Raw genomic sequence first — 24,542 nt, forward strand, 5'->3', positions numbered from 1 at the left:
GTCTTTACGTAATAGAGCGGATTTTACTGATATAGTTTTGATTTCAGACAAATTTCAGGTACAATCGCCCACCCTGTGGTTCGTAAACCTCCCACATAAAAAAACTAGGAAATCAAATATATGCGTGCACAAAATAATCTGGGCACGGTGAGCCTGCTGGGTAATCAGCATACGGAATACCGTAGTGATTATGCCCCGGAGCTGCTGGAAGCCTTCGACAATCAACACCCTGATAACGATTATTTCGTTAAATTTATCTGTCCCGAATTCACCAGTCTGTGCCCGAAAACCGGCCAGCCGGACTTTGCTACCATTTATATCAATTATTTACCGCGTTTGCGTATGGTAGAAAGTAAATCGTTAAAACTGTATCTGTTCAGTTTCCGCAATCATGGTGATTTTCATGAAGATTGTGTCAATATCATCATGAAAGATCTTATTGCCCTGATGCAGCCTAAATACATTGAGGTATATGGTGAATTTACACCGCGTGGCGGTATCGCCATCCATCCGTATGCCAATTATGGTGAGCCTGATACACGTTATAGCGATATGGCTGCACAGCGATTACTTCAGTTTCAGGTGAAATAAGTCTTCTTAAAATGACACAAGTATCTCAGGCTGCCGGTTTACATCATCCGGTCAGTTTTACTGCCTGGCGCAGTTACCGATACGACTGATAGGAATAAATATGTATGAATTTTCTGATGCGCAACGCTATAAGGCATTGCGCTGGCTGACGTTCTGGCACATGCTGGTAATCGTAGCCAGTAATTATCTGGTACAGTTCCCTTTTACTTTATTTGGATTACACAATACCTGGGGTGCTTTTACCTTTCCGTTTATTTTTCTTACCACTGATTTAACGGTAAGAATTTTTGGTTCAGGTCTGGCGCGCCGAATCATTTTCTGGGTAATGCTGCCATCATTACTGTTTTCTTATGCCATTTCTGTCCTGTTTCAGGACGGGCACTGGATGGGCTGGGCGGCATTAAGCCATTTTGATTTATTTGTTGCCCGCATTGCCCTGGCCAGTTTTACAGCCTATGTGGTCGGTCAGCTGATGGATATTCTGGTATTTAACCGGCTGCGGCAGTGCCGGCGCTGGTGGCCTGCTCCCAGTGCTTCTGCTGTTTTAGGCAGTGCTGTAGATACATTGCTGTTTTTTGCTGTTGCGTTTTACCATTCGCCGGATGCATTTATGGCCGAGAACTGGTTACAGATTTCCCTGACCGATTATGCGTTCAAAATCAGCGTTGCCGCTCTGTTTTTCCTGCCTACTTATGGTATCGTACTGCGCTATTTATTATACAAACTGACTGCTTTGGCACCACGTACCGTAAACGGGTAAAAAGAATTATCAATCAACATCTGATTACAATTTATTCTTTATCATCAGGCCGCTTAAAAGCGGCCTGATTGACACACCGGCTTCTGTTATAATACGCGCCTATTTTCAAATACATGGCTAAGAGAACATCATGGAAGCGGAGCAGATTAATCAATTAAATAATATTCTGGATGATATGGCATCCCGTAGTCACGATTTACGGAGGTATCTTTGACTACGCTGGCAAAAAAGACCGCCTTGAAGAAGTAATTGGTCTGTCAGAAGATCCTGAGTTGTGGAATGATCCGAAAAAAGCTCAGGAAGTCGGTAAAGAACGCAAAGTGCTGGAGGGTATCGTACTCACACTGGATCATCTGCACAGCGGTATCGAAGATAACCGGATGCTGCTGCAGATGGCTGTGGAGGAAAATGATACAGACGGTTTTGAAGCGGTTCAGGCAGATATTACCGCGTTACAGGATGAACTGGCACAGCTTGAATTCAAACGTATGTTTAATCAGCCTGCCGATGTCAATAACTGCTTCATAGATATTGTTGCCGGCGCCGGCGGTACAGAGGCCGAAGACTGGGCTGGGATGCTGTTGCGCATGTACGTGCGCTATGGCGAACGCAAAGGCTTCAAAGTAGAAATACTTGAAGAAGATGAAGGCGAAATTGCCGGTGTGAATCGTGCTACCATCAAACTGGACGGAGAATACGCTTACGGATTGCTGCGTACTGAAACCGGTATTCACCGTCTGGTACGGTATTCACCTTTTGATTCAAATAATAAACGGCATACTTCATTTGCATCGGTATTTGTTTATCCGGAAGTCGATGACAGTTTTGAAATTGAAATCAATCCGGCTGATTTGCGTATTGATACCTATCGTGCTTCTGGAGCTGGTGGTCAGCACATTAATAAAACTGATTCAGCTGTACGTATTACTCATGAACCAACCGGTATTGTGGTGCAGTGCCAGAATGACCGTTCTCAGCACCGCAACCGCGAAGAAGCAATGAATATGCTTAAGGCAAAATTGTTCGAGCTGGAAATGCGCCGTCGTAATGAAGAAAAGCAGAATCTGGAAGCCAGTAAAGATGATGTGGGCTGGGGACATCAGATTCGTTCTTATGTATTCGACTCTTCGCGAATCAAGGATTTACGTACCGGCTATGAAGTCGGCAATATCAAGGCAGTTATGGATGGCGACCTTGATGGCTTTATTGAAGCCAGTCTGAAACAGGGTGTTTAAGAAACAGTCACGCGGCTGTCTGATGTATTCAGACAGCCTTAATTTTTTAAGGTGTGTAGCAGCATGAATTATATTGATGTCATTATTCCCTGCTACAACGCAGAAAATACACTGGGACGGGCTGTAGAAAGTGTGCTGGCGCAGCCGGAACTCGGTTGTCTGTGGCTGGTTGATGATGCTTCCACCGATAATACCGTCACCTTGATCCAACAGTGGCAACAGCGTTATCCGCAAAAAATTCGTGCAGAATATCTGGCTTCTAACCGCGGACCTGCGCTGGCGCGCAACTGGGGAGCATTACTGTCTGCCAGAAGCCATATTGCTTTTCTGGATGCCGATGACGCCTATCAGCCTTATGCCTTACAGGCAGCATGTGCTGTATTTCACTTTCGCCCGAACAGCGGTTTATTGCGCCTGCCGGTAACCGGATACAATATTCCGGAAAAATACTGTAAGCATGAACAGTTTAATCTGGCCTGGCGCACATTTGAAATGATTACCGCTACCAATACTGTTTTTAACCGTGCCTATTTTCTTGCCTGTGGTGGTTTTCCGGCTGACTCGCTGTTTCGGCAGCTGGGCGGGGAAGATGGTGCACTTGGTCTGGCGACAATAGAAAGCTGCATGGTCGCTACCCTTTTTGATAAAGCCGGCATGACCGACATCGGTGTCAATTTTTATGGTCATGACAGTATGTATGTATGTATGTATGTAAACTGCTGGATTCGATGCTGTTCGGACAGACTCATTCTGACTGTGATGAGTCTGCGTTGCAGCAAGCCAATGCTGTTACTCAGACTATTGTGCACCGTTTGCATGATTTGCGTCAGATACTGAATCATCCGAAACCGGGAAAGCAGGCACTACAGTTTTTTACTGATGAACCGGTTAATACCGAAACTTTGGATTAACTGAAAATTGTCTTTTGATAACTCTGGAAGTAGAAGAAACATGATAAATCCGTTATATGCGCTGTCTCCGCTGGATGGGCGCTATGCATCGTCTGTGGCTGATTTGCGCCCGATTTTTTCTGAATATGGTCTGATGCATGCTCGCGTACAGGTTGAGCTTGGCTGGCTGAAAGCACTGGCAGCCGAAGCTGGAATCAGTGAAGTTCAGCCATTCAGTCCGGCCACCATTGCAGAAATTGATCGTGTTATTGCTGAATTTTCAATAGCAGATGCCGAAGCAGTTAAAGCTATAGAAGCCACAACCAATCATGATGTGAAAGCTATTGAATACTGGCTGAAACAGCGTTTTGCCAATGTACCTGAAGTTATGGCAGTCAGTGAATTCATTCATTTTTCCTGTACCAGTGAGGATATCAATAATCTTTCACATGCTCTGATGCTGAAACAGGCTCGTGATGAAGTACTGCTGCCTAAGCTTAATGAACTAATAACTGTATTGCGCAATCTGGCGCATACTCATGCTGCTTTGCCTATGATGTGCCGCACCCATGGGCAGCCGGCTACTCCCAGTACACTGGGTAAAGAAATCGCCAATGTCGTGGCTCGTCTGCAAAGACAAATGGAATCAGTCCGGCAACAGCAGTTTCTGGGTAAAATCAATGGTGCTGTAGGTAATTACAACGCGCATCTGGTTGCCTATCCCGATATAGACTGGGAAGGACATTGCCGCCGTTTTGTCGAATATAATCTGGGGCTGACCTTTAACCCCTATACTATTCAGATTGAACCACATGATTATATGGCAGAATTTTTCCAGACGATTAGCCGTATAAACACCATTCTGATCGATTTTAACCGTGATATCTGGGGCTATATCTCTATTGGCTATTTCCGGCAGAAAGTTAAAGCCGGAGAAGTTGGTTCTTCTACCATGCCACACAAAGTCAATCCGATTGATTTTGAAAATTCAGAAGGTAATCTGGGTATGGCCAATGCTGTGCTGGGATTCCTTGCTGAAAAACTGCCGGTATCCCGCTGGCAGCGTGATTTAACCGATAGTACTGTATTGCGTAATATGGGGACAGGCTTCGGTTACACTATATTGGGACTGACAGCGCATTTGCGTGGTCTGAATAAGCTGGAAATCAATCCTGCTGCGTTTGCCGCAGATCTGGATGCAACATGGGAGCTGCTGGCTGAGCCGATTCAGACAGTAATGCGTCGCTATGGGATAGCCAACCCGTATGAGCAGCTTAAAGAACTTACCCGTGGTAAGCATGGAATTACTCCTGAAAGTTTGCAGACATTTATAAATCAGCTGGCTATTCCAGACACGGCAAAAGCACAGTTACTGGCACTTACTCCTGCATTATATGTAGGCAAGGCTCAGGAGCTGGCAGAACGAATCTGAATATAATGATTAACAGGGGAAAGCAGCGAAATTCTTTCCCCTTATCTTAAAGTAATTCAATAAACTGACTTTTAAATATTATTGTAAAAGTGCAAGATATATTATGGCATAGCTCAAAAAATATAATCACAGACAGCTTAGCCCGCTCAGTCAGATTAATGCAAATGACTTTTAACGAATAGAATTATAATTAGTCAATACTATAATAAAATTCAAAAATATATTTGATTTAAAATAATAAAAAGAATTTGTTAGCTATTACTATTATTAAAATGTAACTCAAACAAGTTAAGCTCAAGCTGTCAGTCACATTATTAGTTATGTCTTAAAATGTACTGGTAAATATTATTCGGACAACTTTGTCGTTGCAAAAATAATTCCTTAGCAAACATATGATTAATGATATTCAAAGAAGAGAAATTTGAATTTAATTAAACCTTCATACCATAGACATTAGTTTATTTCTATTTCATTTAGCAATTAATTGCAATTTAATAAACTACATTCGAAATGAACAACCTACCGGCAAAATAAATTAAAATAACTAAATTATTTTATCCTGACACTCAATAAGTATTTCATTATTTGGTTTGTATATTTTTTATTCGCATTAAATTATCCGGGTAAATTTATTGATTTGAATAATTCGATAATTCAATCAGATTATTATCCGGATCACGAATATAAATCGAAGTAATTTTTCCACAAGCTCCGGTACGAGAAGTTGGCTCTAGTTCTAATGGAATATTATGCTGATGTAAAACAGCCATTACTTCATCCTGAGTCTGCTCTACAATAAAGCACAAGTCAGCAGAACCGGGAGTAGGGTGTTTCGCTTTAGGTTCAAATTCATGTCCTTGCTGATGTAAATTAATCTTCATCTGACCAAAATGCAAAGCAGTACAATTATCTGCAAATGTACTTACCTGCATGCCAAGTACATCAGCATAAAAAGCGCAGGAGGCCTGAATATCTTTAACAGTTAATACCAGATGATCCAGTCTTTTAATCTGCATTATTAACTCCTTACTATAAAATTAGAATAGCAGTGTATTCATAATTCAGTATAAGCCCAGCTTACCAGAGTGCGTCAAAAGAGAAAAATGACGCTTACAAATAATTGTTTAAATTGACGTTTAGTATTGCAGTCTGAAAACATTCAGCATATAAAAATACAAAATATTTTTAGGTTTTTTATTTGAAAATTGTTTATTTTTATGATATTTGATTTAAATTATTATCGTATTATTAGAGTTTGTATTTTCAATTGTCTGGGTTCAGATTAAATACAGATTCCAGTAATAGATTAAAATCTGCATGAAATAGTTGGTCACACAACATAAATAAAAATGCCAATGCTATTGAAGCATTGGCACGTGTGAATAAAATCTTTATTCCATACGCAGTTCAGCAGACCTTGCGTGTGCAGTCAGGCCTTCACCATGTGCCAGAATGCTGGCAATTTGTCCTAACTGTCGGGCACCCTCAGCAGAAACCTGAATCAGACTGCTGCGTTTTTGAAAATCGTATACACCCAGCGGGGAAGCAAACCGAGCAGTACGGCTGGTTGGTAATACGTGATTAGGGCCGGCACAATAATCTCCCAGACTCTCACTGGTATATTGCCCCATAAAAATAGCACCGGCATGCCGGATTTTTGGTGCCCATTTTTGTGGGTCAGCTACAGAAAGCTCCAGATGCTCAGGGGCCAGATAATTGGCAATATCACATGCTTCATCCAGATTCTGAGCCTGAATAATGGCTCCGCGATTAGTCAGTGAAGCTTCAATGATATCCTTGCGTGGCATCTGTGCCAGTAACTCCTTCATCTGAGCTTCTACTTCCTGAGCATAATCTGCATTGGTTGTAATCAGTATAGCCTGTGCAATTTCATCATGCTCTGCCTGACTGAATAGATCCATAGCCACCCATTTGGCCGGAGTAGTACCATCAGCAATCACCAGAATCTCACTGGGGCCGGCAACCATATCAATACCAACAACACCAAATACCCGCCTTTTGGCTGCAGCAACATAAGCATTGCCGGGTCCGGTAATTTTATCAACCTGAGCAATACTTTGTGTTCCATAAGCTAAAGCTGCTATGGCCTGAGCGCCACCTATAGTAAAGACTTGAGTTACTCCGGCTACATAAGCTGCTGCCAGAACAATATCATTTCTCTCTCCATATGGCATCGGCACAACCATCACAATTTCAGCGACACCGGCTACATGTGCCGGCATAGCATTCATCATCACTGAGCTTGGATAAGCCGCTTTACCGCCAGGTACATAAATACCTACTCTGTCCAGAGCAGTAATTTGCTGCCCCAGTAAAGTACCATTTTCATCTTCATATTGCCATGATTGCTGTTTCTGGTGCTGATGATAGCTTTCAATCCGTTTAGCAGCAGTTTGTAAAGCTGTCTGCACATCTGCCGGCAGACGGGCAAATGCTGCAGCCAGATCTGTCTGACTTAATGTCAGATCAGCCATAGACTGAGCCTGTGTGTGATCAAAACGATTAGTATATTCAATTACAGCTGCATCACCGCGTTGCTGCACATCTGTACAAATAGCGGCTACAGCTACATCCACTTGCGGATCCTGTGCAGTTTCGAATGCCTGTAATGCAGTTAGCTGGGCTTTAAAATCAGCATCCAGCGTGGAAATATATTTCATGCCTATGTATATCGGGCAGCCTGAGCTGCCCGATCCTGATATCATTAATTAAAAATTGTTGCCGAAATTATCGTCATCTTCATCGATAACCGGTGTTTTTGATTTAGCGGCCAGTTCATGAGCCGGAATAGTATTACCATCTACTTCAATATCATAAGGTTTTACTACCCGTACCCGTAAGCCACGGCCGGCCTTACGGCTGTCTACCCACTCACTGCTAATTGCCGAGATAGCATTATTGGCATTGTCAAAACCATAGTCTTTAGCATTAAAGCCGCCATCGCTGGTTACCAGCTCGCGAGCAACTGAGCTCACTGTCGCCCAGCCTTCAATATCACAGGTTCTTTCAATGGCCTTTTGTACCATCGGCACCAGACGGTTCCAGTGGTGCTGGCTGGATGTTTCACCAGAAGAACGACCGGATTTGGATGAGCGGTTATTGAAACCGGATTTTGCCGGACGACCACGACCACGGCTACTTTCCGCAGGAGTTACCGTCGTTTCGAATACTGTTTTGCGAGGACGGCCACGGCCGCGTTTAGTCTGATCTTCCCGGCCCTTTTCATAACTGGTGAATTCCGGAGCTCTGGTTTCAATCTGTACCAGCACCGGTTCTTTAGCTTTGCTTTTTTCTTCCGGCTCTATGGTTACACTTACTTTTTCTGCCGGCATGGCTGTGCTGACTGCCGGAATGGTAATAACCAGGGGTGCATCATTATTCTGCTGGAAAGCTGTCGGCTCACTAACCGATGTGTAAGGTTTGCTTTCTGTTTTAGGCGCAAGGCTACTATTGCGTTTTTTCAGACGCAGCCATAAATGATTGCCGTGCATCTGAGTTTCAAAAATATCGATGGCACTGATCAGATAAGAGAGTTTGGTATAACCATAATTACGTGCATCGAAATCGGAATTAACCTTGTTGATATACTGACCGATAACACCCAGTGATGTCCAGCCATCATCATCTGCATGCTCCTTCACTGCATTGCGGAACAGATTCATCAGTGCAGTATCCTGTTTCAGCTCAGCCGGAGTTTTGCGTTTATTGCGGAAAATCGGTGTCTGAACTTTATCTTCACCGATATCTACTGTGGTATGGCTAAGTAAATTCTCAGTATAAATAAATTTATCACATGCTTTACGGAAAGATTCGGGCGTTTTTTTCTGCCCGAAACCATAAACAGTCAGACCATTTTCACGAATACGGGAAGCCAGACGGGTAAAATCACTGTCACTGGATACAATACAGAAGCCATCAAAAGTATTACTGTATAATAAATCCATGGCATCAATTACCATAGCCATATCAGTGGCATTTTTTCCCTTAGTATAGGCAAATTGCTGTACAGGGGTAATAGCGTGTGGTAACAGTGCATCTTTCCATTTGGACAGGCCGCTGCTCCAGTCGCCATAAATGCGTTTAACGCTGGCAATACCGTATTTGGCAATCTCTTCCAGTAAAGATTCAACAATACTGGCTGAAGCATTATCAGCATCAATAAGTACTGCCAGTTTGGCCGAATTTTCCGTAGTCATTTATAGAATTCCTGTTAATAAAAAATTTAAATTTCGTGATTTCGTGCACTAGTAAATACATTAATAATTGGTTGTATAGCTGCATATTTCAGCTTTAAGGCCGCCTTATTTACGACCAGCCGGCTGGAAATATCTACAACATGCTCTACAGCCTCTAGGTTATTTGCCTTTAACGTATTACCTGTCGAAACCAAATCAACAATTGCATCAGCCAACCCTACCAGAGGTGCCAGCTCCATTGAACCATATAATTTAATTAAATCAATGTGTACGCCTTTGCCGGCAAAATGTTCAGCCGCAATATTAGGGTATTTACTGGCTACGCGTAAACGGCAGCCGGGTTGTGAAGCTGCTGTGTAGTCAAACCCTTTGCGTACGGCTACCATCATTCTGCAACGGGCAATATTCAAGTCCAAAGGTTGATATAATCCGTCGCCATCATGTTCAATTAAAACATCTTTTCCAGCGATTCCAAAATCAGCTGCTCCGTATTGCACATATGTAGGCACATCTGTTGCCCGAACAATGATTAAACGGATATTGTTATGATTAGTATTAATAATCAGTTTACGTGACTCTTCCGGGTCTTCAATAGCATTAATTCCTGCCGCAGCGAGTAATGGCAGGGTTTCTTCATAAATTCGACCTTTAGATAACGCTATGGTTAATTGTACAGTCATTTTTTTGTCAGTGTTGAATAATATACATAAAAGCAAACTTATTAAACAATAAATTATTTTTGCAGAAAAATAAGTTTGCAGAAATTATAAAAATAATAATTAAATAATTTTAATCCAGTAATTGTTTTATGTCATGAGCCAATTGTGCCGCTGTCTGGCTGTGTGGTTCATAAACTACGGTACGGCCTTGTTTATCAATTAAATATGTTCCTGTGCTGTGATCCATTAAATATTCACCGGAACTACTGCCTGCTACTTTATGTACAGCAATTTTATACTGATTAATAACGTTATTAAGCTCTTGCTGATGTTGTTTATTTACAGTTAAACCAATAAAGTCAGGATTAAATGCCGGAGCATAAGCTTCCATAACCTGTGGTGTATCACGCAGCGGATCAACCGTAATAAACAATACCTGTACCTGTTTTCCCTGCTCACCTAGCTGATTTATTGCATCTGCGTAAGCAAGCAGATTAGTCGGGCAAACATCCGGACAATGGGTATAACCGAACACTAATACTACTATTTTACCCTGAAAATCACGCAGATGTACTGTTTTACCGTCAGAACCAAGCAAGGAAAAATCTTTACCACCCAAGCCGGCATCGCGTACATCACTGCCTTCAAAATTATACTGATGCAGTGGTTTGGCTGAATCAGCACTTGCTGGCTGAGCATTGTTAACTGCCGACTGAGGCTGGCAGGCACCCAATAAAATCGCGGATGTTAATACAGCCAGAAAATTTTGTATGTTAAGCATAAAGTTAATAATAATACAAAAATGAACTTTAAATAAATATTTAAAATTCAGAAATTTTTTAATTTTAAAATTAATAAGTAAAATATAAAAAAATCCAAAAATAAAATCAATATTTTATTCAGAATCAGTTAAAAAAATTTTTTACCATAAAAAAATTCTTTACAGCCATGGAAAATCCGTTATAATGCGTCTTCTTCGCTAGCCCAGGTGGCGAAATTGGTAGACGCAGGGGACTCAAAATCCCCCGCCGCAAGGTGTGACGGTTCGAGTCCGTCCCTGGGCACCAGATTTTGAAAACCGCTGATAACAGCGGTTTTTTTATTTTCGCAGTTAACAGCCTGTCAGACTAATGATATGCAGAAATTTATCAAACTTGATAGCTAAATCATGAGAAAAACATAATAGCTTATTTGGCATAATCAATATAGCTAGTGAGTCGTATTATTAAATATAATACGACTCTTTTTGGTTTCCGGTGGTTTTATCATTTACCGGACAATCATATAAAGCCCCATATCAGACCCAGACAGACGTCTATCACTAATTATTGCAATTGAATTCTAAAAATGATTTTTAAGCAGGCTGACAGTAAAGTAAAAGACATAGAAATACTCCACCAGCTATTGCAACGGTCTGATCTAACACAGCAGACGCGTCAGCAGATTGAACATCATCTGCGGTTAATCCGTTCAGGAATCAAAGGTGAAGCAGAATCTGCTTATCAGCTGCAGTTTCATTTTGGCAATCATTCCGAATGGGTAATTATTAATGATTTAAGATTAAAGTATCAGGGAAAAGTGGCACAAATTGACCATTTACTGATTAATCGTCATATGCAAATATTTGTATGTGAAAGTAAAAGAATAACTGGCAGTCTGATTATTAATGAGCAGGGTGAGTTTTCCCGTATATATGAAGGTAATGAACAAGGAATGTCTTCACCTCTTGAACAAAACCGACGTCATATCAGCCTGCTGAATAATTTATTACTTTCAGATAAAATTCAGCTGCCCAGCCGTTTTGGCAGAAAATTGCGTCCGTCATTATATAGCCTGATACTTGTCTCTAATGATGCCTGTATCCGGCGTCCCCGAAATCCAGTTTCCGGGTTGGATAGCGTAATAAAAAATGAGCAATTGCAAACAAAAGTACAGCAGTTAAGCAAACCTGCGGGTATCTTAAGTTTTATCCGTACGGCACCAATTGCCAGTATGCAAAAATTTGCCCGTCAGCTGGTGCAGTTGCATCAACCTGTACGATATGACTGGCCAAGTTATTTTGGTTTGAATAAGTTATCTGATCAATTGATAACAAAATCAGCTCATATAGCTCATTCACAAAATGAAAATTTGAGTTCAGCAACTTATTATTTTTGCTCCATGTGTCATAAAAATATCTCATCAGGCGTAGTCGATTATTGCCGGAATCATAAAAATATATTTGGCGGTAAAATATATTGTTATCAGTGTCAGCAAAAAATTAAACAACAATGAATAGTGATGATTTCAGTATGTTATTGAGAAGTTAGATACACTAAATATACTGGTTTAAAAGTAATGTATACCATGAACATTATTATTTTACTGAACAATTTTTTACATAAAATACTATTGGTAAAATTTTTCAGAAGTACCATATTCAAATATATATTAATGTAAGCTAATTGATTTATATAGCCGGTATATTATATATAGTGGTTATATATATTTTATGAGTATCCTTACCTATTTAATCAATATGATTATTATTTTTGAATTAAAATAATCAATTGAATTATTTAATAATTATTGAGAAACAACAGGAATCCAGACAATGAATATTACTGATATATCCAAACAGCGTTATACGACCAAACATTATGATAAAACAAAAAAAATTCCGGCAGAGCAATTGGCGCAACTATTTGAAGTTATCAGAAACAGCCCTTCATCAGTAAATTCACAGCCTTGGCATTTTTTTGTAGTGGATAATGACGATGCTCGTGCCAAAATCATGCCGGCAATTGTAGAAATGAATCATCCGCGGGTAGCTGATTCATCACATACCTTAATATTCTGTGCTAAAACCCCCCTGGATGAGCAGCATTTACAGAATGTACTGGCTCAGGAAGAAAAGGATGGTCGTTTCGAAGAAGGTGAAATCAAGGAAATGATGGATAAAGGTCGCCATTTTTATGTTAATAAAAATAGCGCGACACCACATAGCCAGCTTGAGTGGGAAAGCAGACAGTTATATATTGTATTGGGGCAGTTATTATTTGCAGCAGCTGCTATTGGTATCGATTCAACAGCAATTGAAGGCTTTGATGATCAGAAAATGGATGAAATTCTTGGTCTGCAACAGCAGGGGTTGAAAAGCGTACTGGTAGTCAGTCTTGGCTATCGTGCCGCTAATGACAGTAATGCTACCCGGCCAAAATCACGCCTGCCTGAAGAGCAGATATTTACTCGCTTGTAATTATTAGTTCCAGAATATTACCGATTATCGGGCAAAACAATAAATATACTGATATCCGTATTTTATTGTTTTGCCTTCTAAGAAAATTGTACTTATGTGCTGAATTATATATTTGTCGGTAGCACCTTCGAATATAAGACTTAGCTAACCTTATAATTGATTTGATTTAGTTTAAAATGGGATCTATTCAGAAATAACGAGACAGCTAAATTCCTGATTACTAAATGATAACAACGAAGAGAAAACTTGCTGAATAATATTGTTTAATAATGCTGAAGCTTAAAGAAAATAATCATTTAATTTTTATCTTTTTCTTTTAAATTTCTACGGAATAATAGCCAAAACTCTCACTTATAATATAAATGGTATATTTTGCATCAGCAGATAAAGTGTATTGTATTAACCAAGGTGATACTGGTAGTTTACGATTTCTAATTTTTACTTTGAATTGTGTTGATATTATTAATAATTAATACAGTTATCCTGTCTGGTTTAAGCATAATTAAATCATCTTTAAAATAAAAAAAAGCATAGAATAACTTATCTTGAAAAATAAAATTTGACAAGACTGGTTTATATTCAGATAAATAACCGTTTATTCCATGCCAAAACGTATTTTCTATTCTTTCGAGCAAATTTTTTATCTTTAGATAGTTCAATTAGCATATCATCAGGAAATCATAAGCCAAGCTCTAATAAATATATCCCGCAATATCTTCATTTAAAAATATTACTTTTGCATAATATTTTATTTTACAATCTATTTAAGATTTTTGAAATTAAATTTATCGCCTTATTTATACTTTTAAAAGTATCTTAAATACTAAAACCATTTTCTGTATAAATATTCAGCCAGATAATTTATTTATACCCAGCTTAAAGTGCACAACACCTTGTTCACAGACAAAATAAGGTATTTTGATATCATGCTTTTCAGTTTGAATTTCTTGTAACCGCTGGCAGGCAAAACCAGCCCCTATTAATTTCGGTTGCCAGGATTGTAATGCTGAAAGTGTGGCATCGTAATAACCCCCGCCCTGTCCCAGACGATTACCTTTTTGATCAATTCCCAGCAACGGCACAATCAGAGTATGTAAATAGCGAGCCCGAATCCGCTGACCATGAAATTGAGGAATTAAACCGCGCTTTTGTTTTAAACCGTACTGAGCCATAAAACGGGCTGTGGCTTGCTTACGAGAGAGGATAGGGCAGGGAGTAAACCATAATTGTCGTTGTCTGGCTGCAATATAAGGCAAATAAACTGTTGCTCCGCGTTTCTGAGCAGTAATAATAAATGACCACAGTGATAATTCACTGCCTACTGCCCAGTATACGGCTATCCGTTTTTTACGTCGGATCAGAGGATAGAGTAGGCGGTTAATTCGGGTAGTAGCATGCTGACGTATATCATCCTTTAACTGCTGACGCTGCCGGCGCAAATAACCACGCTGTTGTCTTTTATCTGTATGTATCTGCATAATTTGGCCTGTTAATACTCAGGCAGGATACCGTAAAGCTGCATACTTGCCGTAACTGCTTTTTTTCTGTATCATCTGAGTGTTTTACCTCGGTAAAAATAAACAACGCTCGCACTGTACGCGAAAGGGTGCTCTGTTGCAGAGTTCTATGCGTGGCAGTGTCAGGCTTTAACCCTTTTAAGGATAGATTATTATGTCACAAATTACTATGCGCCAGATGCTGGAAGCAGGCGTACACTTTGGTCATCAGACACGTTACTGGAATCCGAAAATGGCTGAGTACATTTTTGGTGCGCGTAACAAAATCCATATCATCAATCTGGAAAAAACCCTGCCGATGTTTGTAGAGGCTCAGGATGTAGTGCGTCGTCTGGCTGCCAATAAAGGAACTGTACTGTTCGTAGGTACTAAACGTCAGGCACGTGATATCGTTAAGGAAGAAGCTACCCGCGCCGGTGCTCCTTACGTTGATCATCGCTGGTTGGGCGGTATGCTGACTAACTACAAAACCGTAAAACAGTCTATTAAACGTCTGGAAGAAAAAACTGTTGCGCTGGAAAATGCTACTGAAGCCGGTTACGGTAAAAAAGAAGTATTGGAAATGCAGCGTGAAGTTGCTAAGCTGGAACGTTCTTTGGGCGGTATTAAAGATATGAAAGGCCTGCCTGATGCGATTTTCGTTATCGATACCGGTTATCAGAAAGGTACTTTGGTAGAGGCAGCTAAACTGGGTATTCCGGTTATCGCTGTGGTTGATACCAATAACAGCCCTGATGATGTTAAATATGTAATTCCGGGTAATGATGACTCAGCTAAGGCAATTCGTTTGTACTGCCGTGGTATTGCTGATGCCATTCTGGAAGGTAAAGCTCAGTCTTTACAGGAAGTGGTTCAGGCTGCTCAGGCCGCAGAAGAAAAACAGGCTGCAACTGCTGCTGAATAATTAGTTATCTCATATCTTTGTAAAAGAAGGGGACGTTAGTGCCCCTTTTTTTAAAACAATTTTTCAGCCTGATATCTGTCTGGCTGAGCATAATTAAGTTTAAGGAGTAAAACATGGCTGCAATTACTGCAAAAATGGTAGGTGATTTGCGTGCTGCTACCGGTTTGGGCATGATGGAATGCAAAAAAGCTTTGGTAGAAGCCGAAGGTAATATGGAAAAAGCCGAAGAAATTCTGCGCATTAAATCTGGTGCCAAAGCTGGTAAGCTGGCTGGCCGTACTGCAGCAGAAGGTGTAGTTGCTGAATACGTGGATGGCAAAGTAGGTGCAGTTGCTGAAATTAACTGTGAAACAGATTTCGTTGCCAAAGATGCCAGCTTTATGGCATTTGCTCAGGCTGTGGCTAAAGCTGTTGCCGTGCACAACCCTGCTACACTGGAAGCATTGGCTGAAGCCAAAACAGATGATGGCGTTACTGTTGAAGAAGCTCGTAAAGCTGTCATTGCTAAGCTGGGTGAAAATATCACTGTACGACGGTTTGAACGAATTGAAACTGATAACAGTTTAGTAACCTATATGCACGGTACCAAAATCGGTGTACTGGTAGAACACAAAGGTGGCGATGCACAAGCTATCCGTCAGGTAGCCATGCACATTGCTGCATCCAAACCACAATGCGTTTCTGCTGCTGAAGTGAACCCGGAAATTGTGGCAAAAGAACGCCACATTTATGAAGAGCAGGCTGCAGCTTCCGGCAAACCGGCAAATATCATTGAAAAAATGGTTGAAGGCCGGGTACAGAAATTCCTGGCTGAAGTAACTCTGCTGGGTCAGCAGTTCGTTATTAATCCTGACCAGACTGTGGAAAAATTCCTGAAAGAACAAAATGCTGAAGTAAGTCGTTTTGTTGCATTCCATGTTGGTGAAGGTATTGAGAAAAAAGAAGTGGATTATGCTGCTGAAGTAGCCGCTGCTTCTAAAGTATAAGGCTGTTTATGCCACGGGCACTCTGGATTCAGGCTCCTGAATCAGGGTGCTTTTTTTTGAGTTATCTGTTTACTCAGGTTGAGATAGCTGAAATAAAAGTTCCCATTTTTTTAAATTTATCGATCGCTGTTAAACATCTAATGGCAAACTGACAGAAAGAATGATCATGACCAAACCAGCAAAATACAAACGTGTATTATTGAAATTATCCGGAGAGTCCCTGATGGGGCCGGATGCTTTTGGTATCAATCGCGATACCATTATGCAAATCACTGCACAGGTTAAAGAAGTGGTCGATATGGGTGTAGAAGTGGCTATTGTTATTGGCGGCGGTAACATTTTTCGCGGAATGGCGCAATCAGCCAAAGGCATGGAACGTGCTACCGCCGATTACATGGGCATGATGGCTACGGTGATGAATGCACTGGCTCTGAAAGAAGCATTTGAAAGTCAGCAGGTTAAAGCCAGAGTGCAGTCAGCACTGAGTATGCAGCAGGTAGCAGAAACTTATGCACGCCCGAAAGCGATCCAGTATCTGGAAGAGGGTAAAGTGGTGATTTTTGCAGCAGGAACCGGCAATCCGTTTTTTACTACAGATACCGCAGCAAGTTTACGTGGAGTAGAAATGAATTGTGATATTATGTTAAAGGCAACCAATGTTGATGGGGTTTATACTGCTGATCCTAAAACCAACCCTGAGGCCAAACGTTATCAGCAAATTACTTTTGATGAGGCAATTAGCCAGAATCTGAAAGTAATGGATGCCACGGCATTTGCTTTATGCCGTGAACAGAAACTGAATATTGTGGTATTCGGCATCTTCAAACCGGGAGCACTTAAACGGGTTATCTGGGGTGAAGATGAAGGTACATTAGTCCATGTATAAACATCAGACTGCTTAACTAAACTTGTGGTGACGCGTATAACTGCGTTAGTATGCGCGTTTGCCATTTTCTGACAGCAAAAATTTGAGAAAATTGAAATAAATGCTGTCAGGCCAGACAGGAATATTCATGATTAACGAAATTCAACGCACTGCTGAAACCAAAATGCAGAAATCACTGGATGTATTGCGCGATAATCTGTCTAAAGTTCGTACAGGGCGCGCTCATACCGGTTTACTAGATCAGGTTGAGGTAGAATATTACGGAAGCATGGTATCTGTTAGTCAGGTTGCCAGTGTAACCTTGCTGGATGCTCGCACCATCGGGGTGAAACCCTATGAAAGTAAAATGGCTGCTGTTATCGAAAAGGCTATTCGTAACTCAAATCTTGGCCTGAATCCGGCTGCAATGGGTGATCTGATTCGCGTACCCATGCCAATGCTTACCGAAGAGCGACGCAAAGATCTGATTAAAGTAGTCCGTGGTGAAGCTGAAGATGGTCGGGTAGTCGTGCGTAATATACGACGTGATGCCAATAATGACCTCAAACGTCTGCATAAAGACAAAGAAATCAGTGAAGACGAAGTTCGTCGCGGTGAAGAAGGTATTCAGAAGCTTACTGATAAATACATTGCTGAAATTGATAAGATGCTGGCAACTAAAGAAGCCGATCTGATGGCAATCTGAACTATATAATTGCAGTAAAGGATGTATTTTGATTACTAGTAGTACTCAGAGTGTGCCCGAACATACCGAAATCCCGAGGCATATTGCCGTTATTATGGACGGTAACGGACGTTGGGCTAAAAAACGTCTGATGCCACGGATTATGGGGCATAAAAAAGGGCTGGAAATGCTGGAAGAAATGACAGCAAACTGCGCACGTATGGGTGTGGAGTATCTGACAGTCTTTGCTTTTTCTACTGAAAACTGGCGTCGTCCTATGGACGAAGTTAATTTTCTGATGGGGCTGTTTTTGCAGTCATTGCAAAAACGGGTACAAAAATTGCATAAAAATAATCTGCGTCTGCGTGTCATTGGTGATCGCAGCCGTTTTGCAGCAGAAATCGTACACGGGATTGAAGAAGCAGAAGCATTGACAGCAGCCAATACCGGGCTAACTCTGACTATAGCTGCTGATTATGGTGGTCGCTGGGATATTTTGCAGGCGGTTAATCAGGCTATTCAGGCCGGAGATACCAAACTGACTGAAACCAGCATCCTGCCATATCTGTCACTTGGTTATGCTCCCGAACCGGATTTATTTATCCGTACAGGCGGCGAAACCCGTATCAGTAATTTTCTTCTATGGCAACTGGCTTATACCGAGTTATATTTTACGCCAGTTCTGTGGCCGGATTTTGATGAATCTCAGCTGGCTAATGCTGTACGTTCCTATCAGGAACGGGAGAGACGGTTTGGCAGAACCTCGGAGCAGTTGCCACTTACCCAACAGCGACTCTAAATTTATTTATGCTCAAACAACGTATTCTTACTGCTCTGGTTTTACTGCCCTTAATGATAGGTATGTTGTTCGGGGCTAACAACAGTTTATGGGCTGCATTTAGCGGTCTGATTGCCTTACTGGCTTTATGGGAATATGCCCGTATTGCCCATTTCACTAACATACAGAATGCCCTCTATCTGCTGGTCAGCGCAGTAGGCGGTGGATGTCTTTATTTTTATTATCAGCAGACGGCATTACCACTCTGGGCACAGATAATGGTTTTGCTGTTCTGGCTGATTATCGTACCAGTCTGGTTAAAATTTAAATGGAAGATCAGAGCCAACTTGTCTGGTGTCATGATTGGCTGGCTATTAATGGTGCCCTTCTGGCAGGCATTAATTTCTTTGCGGCCGGATACTAAAGCTGCCGGTGCTCTTTTATCGATCATGGCATTAGTGTGGATTGCCGATATTGCTGCCTATTTTGTCGGAAGGGCGGTGGGTAAACGTAAACTGGCTCCAACTATCAGTCCGAATAAAAGCTGGGAAGGTGCTATTGGTGCGGTTATTTGCGTTGCTATCTATACAATTATCCTGCAACAGCAAGGCTGGTTACCCTTTATTCTGCCTTGGTGGCAAACCTTGTGTCTGGCTTTTGTTCTGACTGCAGTCAGTATCTGCGGTGATTTGCTGGAAAGCTGGTTAAAGCGTGCTGGTGGTGTAAAAGACAGCAGCCAGCTTTTACCCGGACATGGTGGTGTATTTGATCGGATAGATTCCCTGATTGCTGTACTAAGTGTTTATGCCGCCTTGATAGCCTGTTTTAGTGTAAAGTGATTTTTTGATGAGTGGTTATAATCCTACTTCTATAACTATTCTGGGAGCGACTGGCAGCATTGGTCAGAGTACTCTTGATGTTATTGGGCGCCATCCTGAACGGTTTTCTGTTTTTGCGTTAACCGCACACCAGAAAATTGATCGTCTGGCAGAACTGTGTATTCGTTATCATCCAGTTTACGCTGTGGTTGCTACCGCTGCGCAGGCGGATGTTCTGCGAGTACAATTACAGACTGCTGCTGTTACTACAGAGGTTTTATTTGGAGAACAGGCTCTGTGCGATGTTGCACAGGATAGTGAAACTGATGCTGTCATGGCTGCTATTGTCGGTGCCGCCGGCTTAAGACCTACGTTAGCAGCAGCGAAAGCCGGTAAGACTATTTATCTGGCAAATAAAGAAACCCTGGTAGTCGCTGGTGCCTTATTTATGCAGACTGTTCAGCAGTACGGTGCACGGCTGTTACCTGTAGATAGTGAGCATAATGCTATTTTTCAGGCATTACCTGATAATTATCAGGGAAATTTGGAGCATGCTGGCGTAGCATCGCTGGTTTTAACGGCATCAGGTGGTCCTTTTCTGCACACCGCACTGGCAGATTTTGTGGCTATTACCCCAGAGGCTGCAATACGCCATCCAAACTGGCAGATGGGTCGCAAAATTTCTGTTGATTCAGCTAGTATGATGAATAAGGGCCTTGAGTTAATTGAGGCTCACTGGATATTTAATGCTGCTGCTGAACAGCTGGAAGTGATTATTCATCCGCAAAGCGTGATACACAGCATGGTTCGTTACCGAGATGGTTCTGTACTGGCTCAAATGGGTAAACCGGATATGCGTATTCCGATTGCACATTGTCTGGGCTTACCAGACAGAATTGATTCAGGGGTTGAACAGCTGGATTTTACCAGTTTAAGTGGTTTACACTTTTTAGCACCGGATTTCATACGTTTTCCATGCTTGAAACTGGCTTATGATGTATTACACAGCAATAATCCGGCCAGTTCATGTGTGCTGAATGCAGCTAATGAAGTTGCCGTAGCTGCCTTTCTGGACAGAAACATTCAGTTTGTTGATATAGCGTCAGTAGTTGATAACTGTCTGCAATATTTTAGCGGGCAAACTGCGTCTTCTATAGAAGAACTCTTGCAACTTGATACACGGGTGCGTAGTGTAGCAAGTGCATGGATAGCTGGCCGGTCTGCCGGATGAGAACAGGATAAACCATGTTATTAACCATATTTGCTTTTATTGTAGCAATTTTACTGCTGGTAAGCTTGCACGAATTAGGCCATCTGGTTGTGGCTCGCTGGTGTGGTGTTAAAGTACTGCGTTTTAGTATTGGTTTTGGTAAACCATTTTTTTGTTTAAAACGCGGCAATATCGAATGGTGTCTGGCACCCATCCCTCTCGGGGGGTATGTCAAAATGGTTGATACCCGTGAAGGAGATGTCAGTGAAGCTGATTTACCTTATGCTTTTGATAAGCAGCATCCTCTTAAACGTATTGCAATCGTTGTTGCCGGTCCGTTGACGAACCTGATATTAGCTGTACTGCTGTATGCAGCAAGTTTCAGCATAGGTGGTATTACTCAAATTCGCCCCTGGGTGGGTATGGTTGAGCCAGCTACAGTAGCTGCTGATGCAGGTTTTCAGCAAGGCGACCGTATCAATAGTGTTAACGGACAGGCTGTCACAGACTGGACGGATGCTCAGGCTAAAATTATGCTTAATCTGGATAGCGGCAAAGTTCAGGTTGATGTTATCAATGCAGCCGGACAACCGCAGCAGCGGCAACTGAATATTGCCGGTACCGATGCTGCTGCTAATGTTGCCAAAACCGGTTATCTGGGTATTGCACCTTTCAAAGTCGTTAATCAGATAGGTATGGTTATACCGGATAGTGTCGCAGCTAAAGCTGGTCTGCGTACAGGTGATATTTTATTGACCATTAACGGACGCAAACTTACTGGCTGGCAGGATTGGGTAGACAGTATCCGGGCCAGTGCTGGTGCAAAACTTGACATTAGTTATCAGCGAAACGGACAGATTCTACAAACTAGCCTGCGACCGGAATCAGTGCTTGAAAAAGGAGCAATAATTGGTCAGGTTGGTGTAGGTGCCATGCGTGATAAAACATGGGATGCCCAGATTCGCCAGCATTATCAGCCCGGTTTTTTTGAATCCGCACGATTGGCTATGCAACGTACGTGGGATTACATTACACTTACTCTTTCCATGTTTGCTAAATTACTTACTGGTCAGGCATCGCTGCATTATCTTTCCGGTCCATTGACTATTGCAGATGTGGCTGGCAAAACTGCTGCTATGGGCTGGCAAAGTTATACAGAATTTCTAGCTCTGGTTAGCGTAAGTCTTGGCGTACTCAATTTATTACCCGTTCCCGTATTAGACGGGGGGCATTTACTGTATTATGCCATCGAGTGGATTCGTGGCAGACCCCTGAGTTTGCGTATACAGGAAATGGGGTTGCGTTTTGGTATTGCTGCCATGTTAATGTTAATGTTGGTAGCTTTCTTCAATGATATTACCCGTTTGTTTGGATGAATGATGAAATTAAAACAGATTACTGTCAGTTTAATGGCTCTGGGCCTGTCTTCACTGGCTTTAGCAGTCGAACCGTTTACCATAAAAGACATTCGGGTAGAGGGTTTACAGCGTACAGCTCCCACAACTGTTTTCAGTTACCTTCCGGTTAAAATTGGTGATACTTTTACCGATACGGAGGGTGAAGAGATTATCAAAAAACTGTATGCAACGGGTTTTTTTGATGATGTACGGGTTGAAACCATGGGTAATCAGGTCCTGTTAACTGTAGTGGAACGGCCAATTATCAGCAGCTTTGATGTTACCGGCGGTAAATCCATCAATAATAATGATATTAAGAAAAACCTGAGTGGTTTTGGTCTGGGGCAATCACGCGTATTTAATCCGGCTATATTAGAGCAGGCAATAGTAGGCTTGCAGGACGCCTATCGCCAGCGTGGTAAAAATGCGGTAAAAATTACTCCCAAGGTTACTAGGCTGGAACGTAATCGTGTTGCACTTGAGCTGAAAATAGATGAAGGTGCAACGACAACCATCAAATCAATTAATTTTAGTGGTAATAAACACTATTCTGCCCATACTTTGCGTAAACAGATGTCATTAAGCCAGAAAAGCTGGACAAGCTGGTTAACTAGGGATGATCGTTATTCAGATACCCAGTTACAGCAGGATCTGGATAAAATCAATAATTATTATCAGGATCATGGGTATCTGAATTTCCGTATTGCTGATGTTAAAGTAAACAGCAGTGATGATAAAACTGCTCAGATGATTAACATCACAGTAAATGAAGGCGAACGCTATCGCTGGGGTAATGTAACTGTTGGCGGTGATACCCGTGAAGTACCAGCAGAATCATTACAGCAACTGGTTAAAATCAAACAGGGAAGATGGTATAACCGCTCACAGATGATTAATATCATCAGAGCAATTCAGGACAAAATGGGTAGCTCAGGTTATGCTTTCTGTCAGGTAGATGTTCGCGCTGTACCCAATGAAAATACACATGTTGTCGATTTTGTACTAAACGTCGTTCCTGATCGTAAAGTCTATGTTAATCAGATCAATATTACAGGTAACAACAAAACCCGTGATGAGGTACTACGGCGTGAATTGCGGCAAATGGAACGCGCTCCCTATGATGTATCGAAAATTAACCGTTCCAAAGAGCGTGTTCAGCAATTAGGCTATTTTGATAATGCTCAAGTAGATGTTAAGCCTGTAGCAGGTACACCAGATCAGGTTGATCTGGATATGAGTGTCAAAGAGAGATCAACCGGTTCTATTAATGTTGGTGCCGGTTGGGCGCAGGATGACGGTTTGCTGCTGTCAGCAGGTATTGCACAGGATAATTTGTTTGGTACTGGTAAATCGGCTAGTCTGCAACTATCCCGCTCCAAGGTTAATCAGGTTGCGGCTCTTTCCTTTACAGATCCGTATTTCACTCCTGATGGTGTCAGTCTAGGGTATAACCTATACTATCGTGGTTATAATCCCAGCAAATCAGACAGTAACTCAATGGACTATAAAACCACGACCATTGGTGCAGCAATGACCATGGGCGTACCGATTACCGAGTATGACCGAGTTAATTTCAGTCTTGGTGCAGAGCATCTGGCCGTTAATTTGTATGGCGAATATGCGCCGCAGCGTTATGCTGAATTTGTTCAGAAATATGGTAAGGATAACTGGATATTAAAAGGTACTGTCGGCTGGGGTCGTAATACCACAGACAGTTCATTATGGCCTACTCGCGGCTACATAATGAATGCTAATATTAACAGTGGCTTACCCGGCGGCGATTTACAATATTACAGCATTAGTCATGACCAGCGCTGGTATTTCCCGATAAATAAAAACTTTACCCTTATGCTATACGGACAGCTTGGTTATGCGGACGGCTATGGAAAAACCAAGGATTTGCCATTTATGTATGCTTTTAATGGCGGTGGTTTAGGTTCAGTACGTGGTTATGAGTCTGGTACACTTGGTCCGAAATACTTTAACCGATACAGTGACGGTTCATATAGTAGTGATTCCAGCAGCTATGGTGGTAATTATATTGCTACTGCAACTGCAGAACTGTTGTTCCCGTTTCCGGGAATTAAAGATCAGCATACTGTCCGCCTCAGCATGTTTGCAGATGCCGGTAGTGTGTGGGATAACAAAACTTATAACTATTATGATGAAAAAAATCCTTATGGCGGCTCCAAAACACATAAATCAAGTATTGGTAACGAAGTACGCTATTCTGCTGGTTTAGCTGTTACCTGGTTGTCACCTATGGGACCACTGAAATTCAGTTATGCTTATCCAATTCATAAGAAATCGGAAGATCAGATACAACGCTTCCAGTTCCAGTTGGGAACTACGTTCTAATC

General features: G+C 41.7%; 22 protein-coding genes, 1 tRNA gene and 1 riboswitch. Of the genes, 17 read left to right on the top strand and 6 right to left on the bottom strand.

What is annotated here, in order from left to right; translation table 11 throughout:
• The first annotated feature begins 69 nt into the window (after nucleotides 1–69).
• Nucleotides 70–114, top strand: a riboswitch (PreQ1 riboswitch).
• A 6-nt stretch (nucleotides 115–120) separates the two neighbouring features.
• From queF to purB, 5 genes are all read left to right on the top strand, one after another.
• On the top strand, nucleotides 121–591 hold the full coding sequence (gene queF, locus H3V11_RS11250; RefSeq protein WP_025329682.1) for a preQ(1) synthase: 471 nt from the start codon (nucleotides 121–123) through the stop codon (nucleotides 589–591).
• Between the two features lie 100 nt (nucleotides 592–691).
• The gene (locus H3V11_RS11255) at nucleotides 692–1,351 is read left to right on the top strand and encodes a 7-cyano-7-deazaguanine/7-aminomethyl-7-deazaguanine transporter (protein WP_025329683.1); all 660 of its coding nucleotides are present in this window, start codon (nucleotides 692–694) and stop codon (nucleotides 1,349–1,351) included.
• A 130-nt stretch (nucleotides 1,352–1,481) separates the two neighbouring features.
• Nucleotides 1,482–2,586 (top strand): peptide chain release factor 2 gene (prfB, locus tag H3V11_RS11260; protein WP_096766013.1). Its coding sequence is split into 2 segments (ribosomal slippage): nucleotides 1,482–1,562 and nucleotides 1,564–2,586, totalling 1,104 coding nucleotides; the frame shifts between segments, so codons are not numbered across the junction.
• Between the two features lie 63 nt (nucleotides 2,587–2,649).
• On the top strand, nucleotides 2,650–3,423 hold the full coding sequence (locus tag H3V11_RS11265) for a glycosyltransferase family 2 protein (protein ID WP_198225047.1): 774 nt from the start codon (nucleotides 2,650–2,652) through the stop codon (nucleotides 3,421–3,423).
• Between the two features lie 114 nt (nucleotides 3,424–3,537).
• Nucleotides 3,538–4,908 (top strand): adenylosuccinate lyase, encoded by a 1,371-nt coding sequence (gene purB, locus H3V11_RS11270; RefSeq protein WP_084550571.1) that lies wholly within the window; start codon nucleotides 3,538–3,540, stop codon nucleotides 4,906–4,908.
• A 629-nt stretch (nucleotides 4,909–5,537) separates the two neighbouring features.
• Here the strand turns inward: purB and H3V11_RS11275 are convergent.
• From H3V11_RS11275 to H3V11_RS11295, 5 genes are all read right to left on the bottom strand, one after another.
• On the bottom strand, nucleotides 5,538–5,924 hold the full coding sequence (locus H3V11_RS11275) for a VOC family protein (RefSeq protein WP_198225049.1): 387 nt from the start codon (nucleotides 5,922–5,924) through the stop codon (nucleotides 5,538–5,540).
• Between the two features lie 375 nt (nucleotides 5,925–6,299).
• Complete coding sequence (gene hisD, locus H3V11_RS11280) at nucleotides 6,300–7,589, bottom strand: histidinol dehydrogenase (protein WP_198225051.1); 1,290 nt, start codon at nucleotides 7,587–7,589, stop codon at nucleotides 6,300–6,302.
• A gap of 48 nt (nucleotides 7,590–7,637) precedes the next feature.
• Nucleotides 7,638–9,125 (bottom strand): NYN domain-containing protein, encoded by a 1,488-nt coding sequence (locus H3V11_RS11285; RefSeq protein ID WP_198225053.1) that lies wholly within the window; start codon nucleotides 9,123–9,125, stop codon nucleotides 7,638–7,640.
• Nucleotides 9,126–9,151: 26 nt separating this feature from the next.
• A complete protein-coding gene (gene hisG / locus H3V11_RS11290) occupies nucleotides 9,152–9,805 on the bottom strand; it encodes an ATP phosphoribosyltransferase (RefSeq protein ID WP_198225055.1) in 654 nt (217 codons plus the stop codon).
• A gap of 109 nt (nucleotides 9,806–9,914) precedes the next feature.
• Nucleotides 9,915–10,565 carry an SCO family protein gene (locus tag H3V11_RS11295; protein ID WP_078474550.1) on the bottom strand — a complete coding sequence of 217 codons (651 nt, stop codon included), beginning with the start codon at nucleotides 10,563–10,565 and terminating at the stop codon, nucleotides 9,915–9,917.
• Nucleotides 10,566–10,766: 201 nt separating this feature from the next.
• Between H3V11_RS11295 and H3V11_RS11300 the strand changes: the two genes are divergently transcribed.
• From H3V11_RS11300 to nfsB, 3 genes are all read left to right on the top strand, one after another.
• A tRNA-Leu gene (locus H3V11_RS11300) sits at nucleotides 10,767–10,851 on the top strand.
• Between the two features lie 280 nt (nucleotides 10,852–11,131).
• Nucleotides 11,132–12,058, top strand: coding sequence for a nuclease-related domain-containing protein (locus H3V11_RS11305; protein ID WP_198225057.1), 927 nt, complete (start codon nucleotides 11,132–11,134; stop codon nucleotides 12,056–12,058).
• Between the two features lie 319 nt (nucleotides 12,059–12,377).
• Nucleotides 12,378–13,022, top strand: coding sequence for an oxygen-insensitive NAD(P)H nitroreductase (gene nfsB / locus H3V11_RS11310; RefSeq protein ID WP_025329692.1), 645 nt, complete (start codon nucleotides 12,378–12,380; stop codon nucleotides 13,020–13,022).
• Between the two features lie 848 nt (nucleotides 13,023–13,870).
• Here nfsB and H3V11_RS11315 read toward each other — a convergent pair.
• Nucleotides 13,871–14,500, bottom strand: coding sequence for a 5-formyltetrahydrofolate cyclo-ligase (locus H3V11_RS11315; protein ID WP_198210403.1), 630 nt, complete (start codon nucleotides 14,498–14,500; stop codon nucleotides 13,871–13,873).
• Between the two features lie 193 nt (nucleotides 14,501–14,693).
• Here H3V11_RS11315 and rpsB point away from each other — a divergent pair, with 193 nt between their 5' ends.
• The 9 genes from rpsB to bamA all read left to right on the top strand — a co-directional run bounded on the left by rpsB (nucleotide 14,694) and on the right by bamA (nucleotide 24,540).
• Entirely contained in the window at nucleotides 14,694–15,443 is a 750-nt protein-coding gene (gene rpsB, locus H3V11_RS11320) for a 30S ribosomal protein S2 (protein ID WP_025329694.1), read from the top strand.
• Nucleotides 15,444–15,556: 113 nt separating this feature from the next.
• Nucleotides 15,557–16,429 (top strand): translation elongation factor Ts, encoded by an 873-nt coding sequence (gene tsf, locus H3V11_RS11325; protein WP_078474547.1) that lies wholly within the window; start codon nucleotides 15,557–15,559, stop codon nucleotides 16,427–16,429.
• A 166-nt stretch (nucleotides 16,430–16,595) separates the two neighbouring features.
• Nucleotides 16,596–17,315, top strand: coding sequence for a UMP kinase (pyrH, locus tag H3V11_RS11330; protein ID WP_025329696.1), 720 nt, complete (start codon nucleotides 16,596–16,598; stop codon nucleotides 17,313–17,315).
• Between the two features lie 127 nt (nucleotides 17,316–17,442).
• Nucleotides 17,443–18,000, top strand: coding sequence for a ribosome recycling factor (gene frr / locus H3V11_RS11335; protein ID WP_025329697.1), 558 nt, complete (start codon nucleotides 17,443–17,445; stop codon nucleotides 17,998–18,000).
• A gap of 31 nt (nucleotides 18,001–18,031) precedes the next feature.
• Nucleotides 18,032–18,778, top strand: a complete 747-nt coding sequence (locus H3V11_RS11340; protein WP_084550617.1) for an isoprenyl transferase — start codon at nucleotides 18,032–18,034, stop codon at nucleotides 18,776–18,778.
• A gap of 8 nt (nucleotides 18,779–18,786) precedes the next feature.
• Nucleotides 18,787–19,596, top strand: coding sequence for a phosphatidate cytidylyltransferase (locus H3V11_RS11345; protein ID WP_078474546.1), 810 nt, complete (start codon nucleotides 18,787–18,789; stop codon nucleotides 19,594–19,596).
• Nucleotides 19,597–19,603: 7 nt separating this feature from the next.
• Nucleotides 19,604–20,806 carry a 1-deoxy-D-xylulose-5-phosphate reductoisomerase gene (ispC, locus tag H3V11_RS11350; protein ID WP_084585068.1) on the top strand — a complete coding sequence of 401 codons (1,203 nt, stop codon included), beginning with the start codon at nucleotides 19,604–19,606 and terminating at the stop codon, nucleotides 20,804–20,806.
• Nucleotides 20,807–20,820: 14 nt separating this feature from the next.
• Nucleotides 20,821–22,161 (top strand): RIP metalloprotease RseP, encoded by a 1,341-nt coding sequence (gene rseP, locus H3V11_RS11355; protein ID WP_078474544.1) that lies wholly within the window; start codon nucleotides 20,821–20,823, stop codon nucleotides 22,159–22,161.
• A 3-nt stretch (nucleotides 22,162–22,164) separates the two neighbouring features.
• Entirely contained in the window at nucleotides 22,165–24,540 is a 2,376-nt protein-coding gene (gene bamA, locus H3V11_RS11360) for an outer membrane protein assembly factor BamA (protein WP_198225059.1), read from the top strand.
• Nucleotides 24,541–24,542: the final 2 nt, after the last annotated feature.

This window comes from Snodgrassella sp. W8158, assembly GCF_016100435.1.
Lineage (GTDB): Bacteria > Pseudomonadota > Gammaproteobacteria > Burkholderiales > Neisseriaceae > Snodgrassella > Snodgrassella alvi.

Bases quoted from the DNA above. Each gene is read 5' to 3' on its own strand.
- queF (WP_025329682.1), top strand. From the start codon at position 121: ATGCGTGCACAAAATAATCTGGGCACGGTGAGCCTGCTGGGTAATCAG.
- H3V11_RS11255 (WP_025329683.1), top strand. From the start codon at position 692: ATGTATGAATTTTCTGATGCGCAACGCTATAAGGCATTGCGCTGGCTG.
- H3V11_RS11265 (WP_198225047.1), top strand. From the start codon at position 2,650: ATGAATTATATTGATGTCATTATTCCCTGCTACAACGCAGAAAATACA.
- purB (WP_084550571.1), top strand. From the start codon at position 3,538: ATGATAAATCCGTTATATGCGCTGTCTCCGCTGGATGGGCGCTATGCA.
- H3V11_RS11275 (WP_198225049.1), bottom strand. From the start codon at position 5,924: ATGCAGATTAAAAGACTGGATCATCTGGTATTAACTGTTAAAGATATT.
- hisD (WP_198225051.1), bottom strand. From the start codon at position 7,589: ATGAAATATATTTCCACGCTGGATGCTGATTTTAAAGCCCAGCTAACT.
- H3V11_RS11285 (WP_198225053.1), bottom strand. From the start codon at position 9,125: ATGACTACGGAAAATTCGGCCAAACTGGCAGTACTTATTGATGCTGAT.
- hisG (WP_198225055.1), bottom strand. From the start codon at position 9,805: ATGACTGTACAATTAACCATAGCGTTATCTAAAGGTCGAATTTATGAA.
- H3V11_RS11295 (WP_078474550.1), bottom strand. From the start codon at position 10,565: ATGCTTAACATACAAAATTTTCTGGCTGTATTAACATCCGCGATTTTA.
- H3V11_RS11305 (WP_198225057.1), top strand. From the start codon at position 11,132: ATGATTTTTAAGCAGGCTGACAGTAAAGTAAAAGACATAGAAATACTC.
- nfsB (WP_025329692.1), top strand. From the start codon at position 12,378: ATGAATATTACTGATATATCCAAACAGCGTTATACGACCAAACATTAT.
- H3V11_RS11315 (WP_198210403.1), bottom strand. From the start codon at position 14,500: ATGCAGATACATACAGATAAAAGACAACAGCGTGGTTATTTGCGCCGG.
- rpsB (WP_025329694.1), top strand. From the start codon at position 14,694: ATGTCACAAATTACTATGCGCCAGATGCTGGAAGCAGGCGTACACTTT.
- tsf (WP_078474547.1), top strand. From the start codon at position 15,557: ATGGCTGCAATTACTGCAAAAATGGTAGGTGATTTGCGTGCTGCTACC.
- pyrH (WP_025329696.1), top strand. From the start codon at position 16,596: ATGACCAAACCAGCAAAATACAAACGTGTATTATTGAAATTATCCGGA.
- frr (WP_025329697.1), top strand. From the start codon at position 17,443: ATGATTAACGAAATTCAACGCACTGCTGAAACCAAAATGCAGAAATCA.
- H3V11_RS11345 (WP_078474546.1), top strand. From the start codon at position 18,787: ATGCTCAAACAACGTATTCTTACTGCTCTGGTTTTACTGCCCTTAATG.
- ispC (WP_084585068.1), top strand. From the start codon at position 19,604: ATGAGTGGTTATAATCCTACTTCTATAACTATTCTGGGAGCGACTGGC.
- rseP (WP_078474544.1), top strand. From the start codon at position 20,821: ATGTTATTAACCATATTTGCTTTTATTGTAGCAATTTTACTGCTGGTA.
- bamA (WP_198225059.1), top strand. From the start codon at position 22,165: ATGAAATTAAAACAGATTACTGTCAGTTTAATGGCTCTGGGCCTGTCT.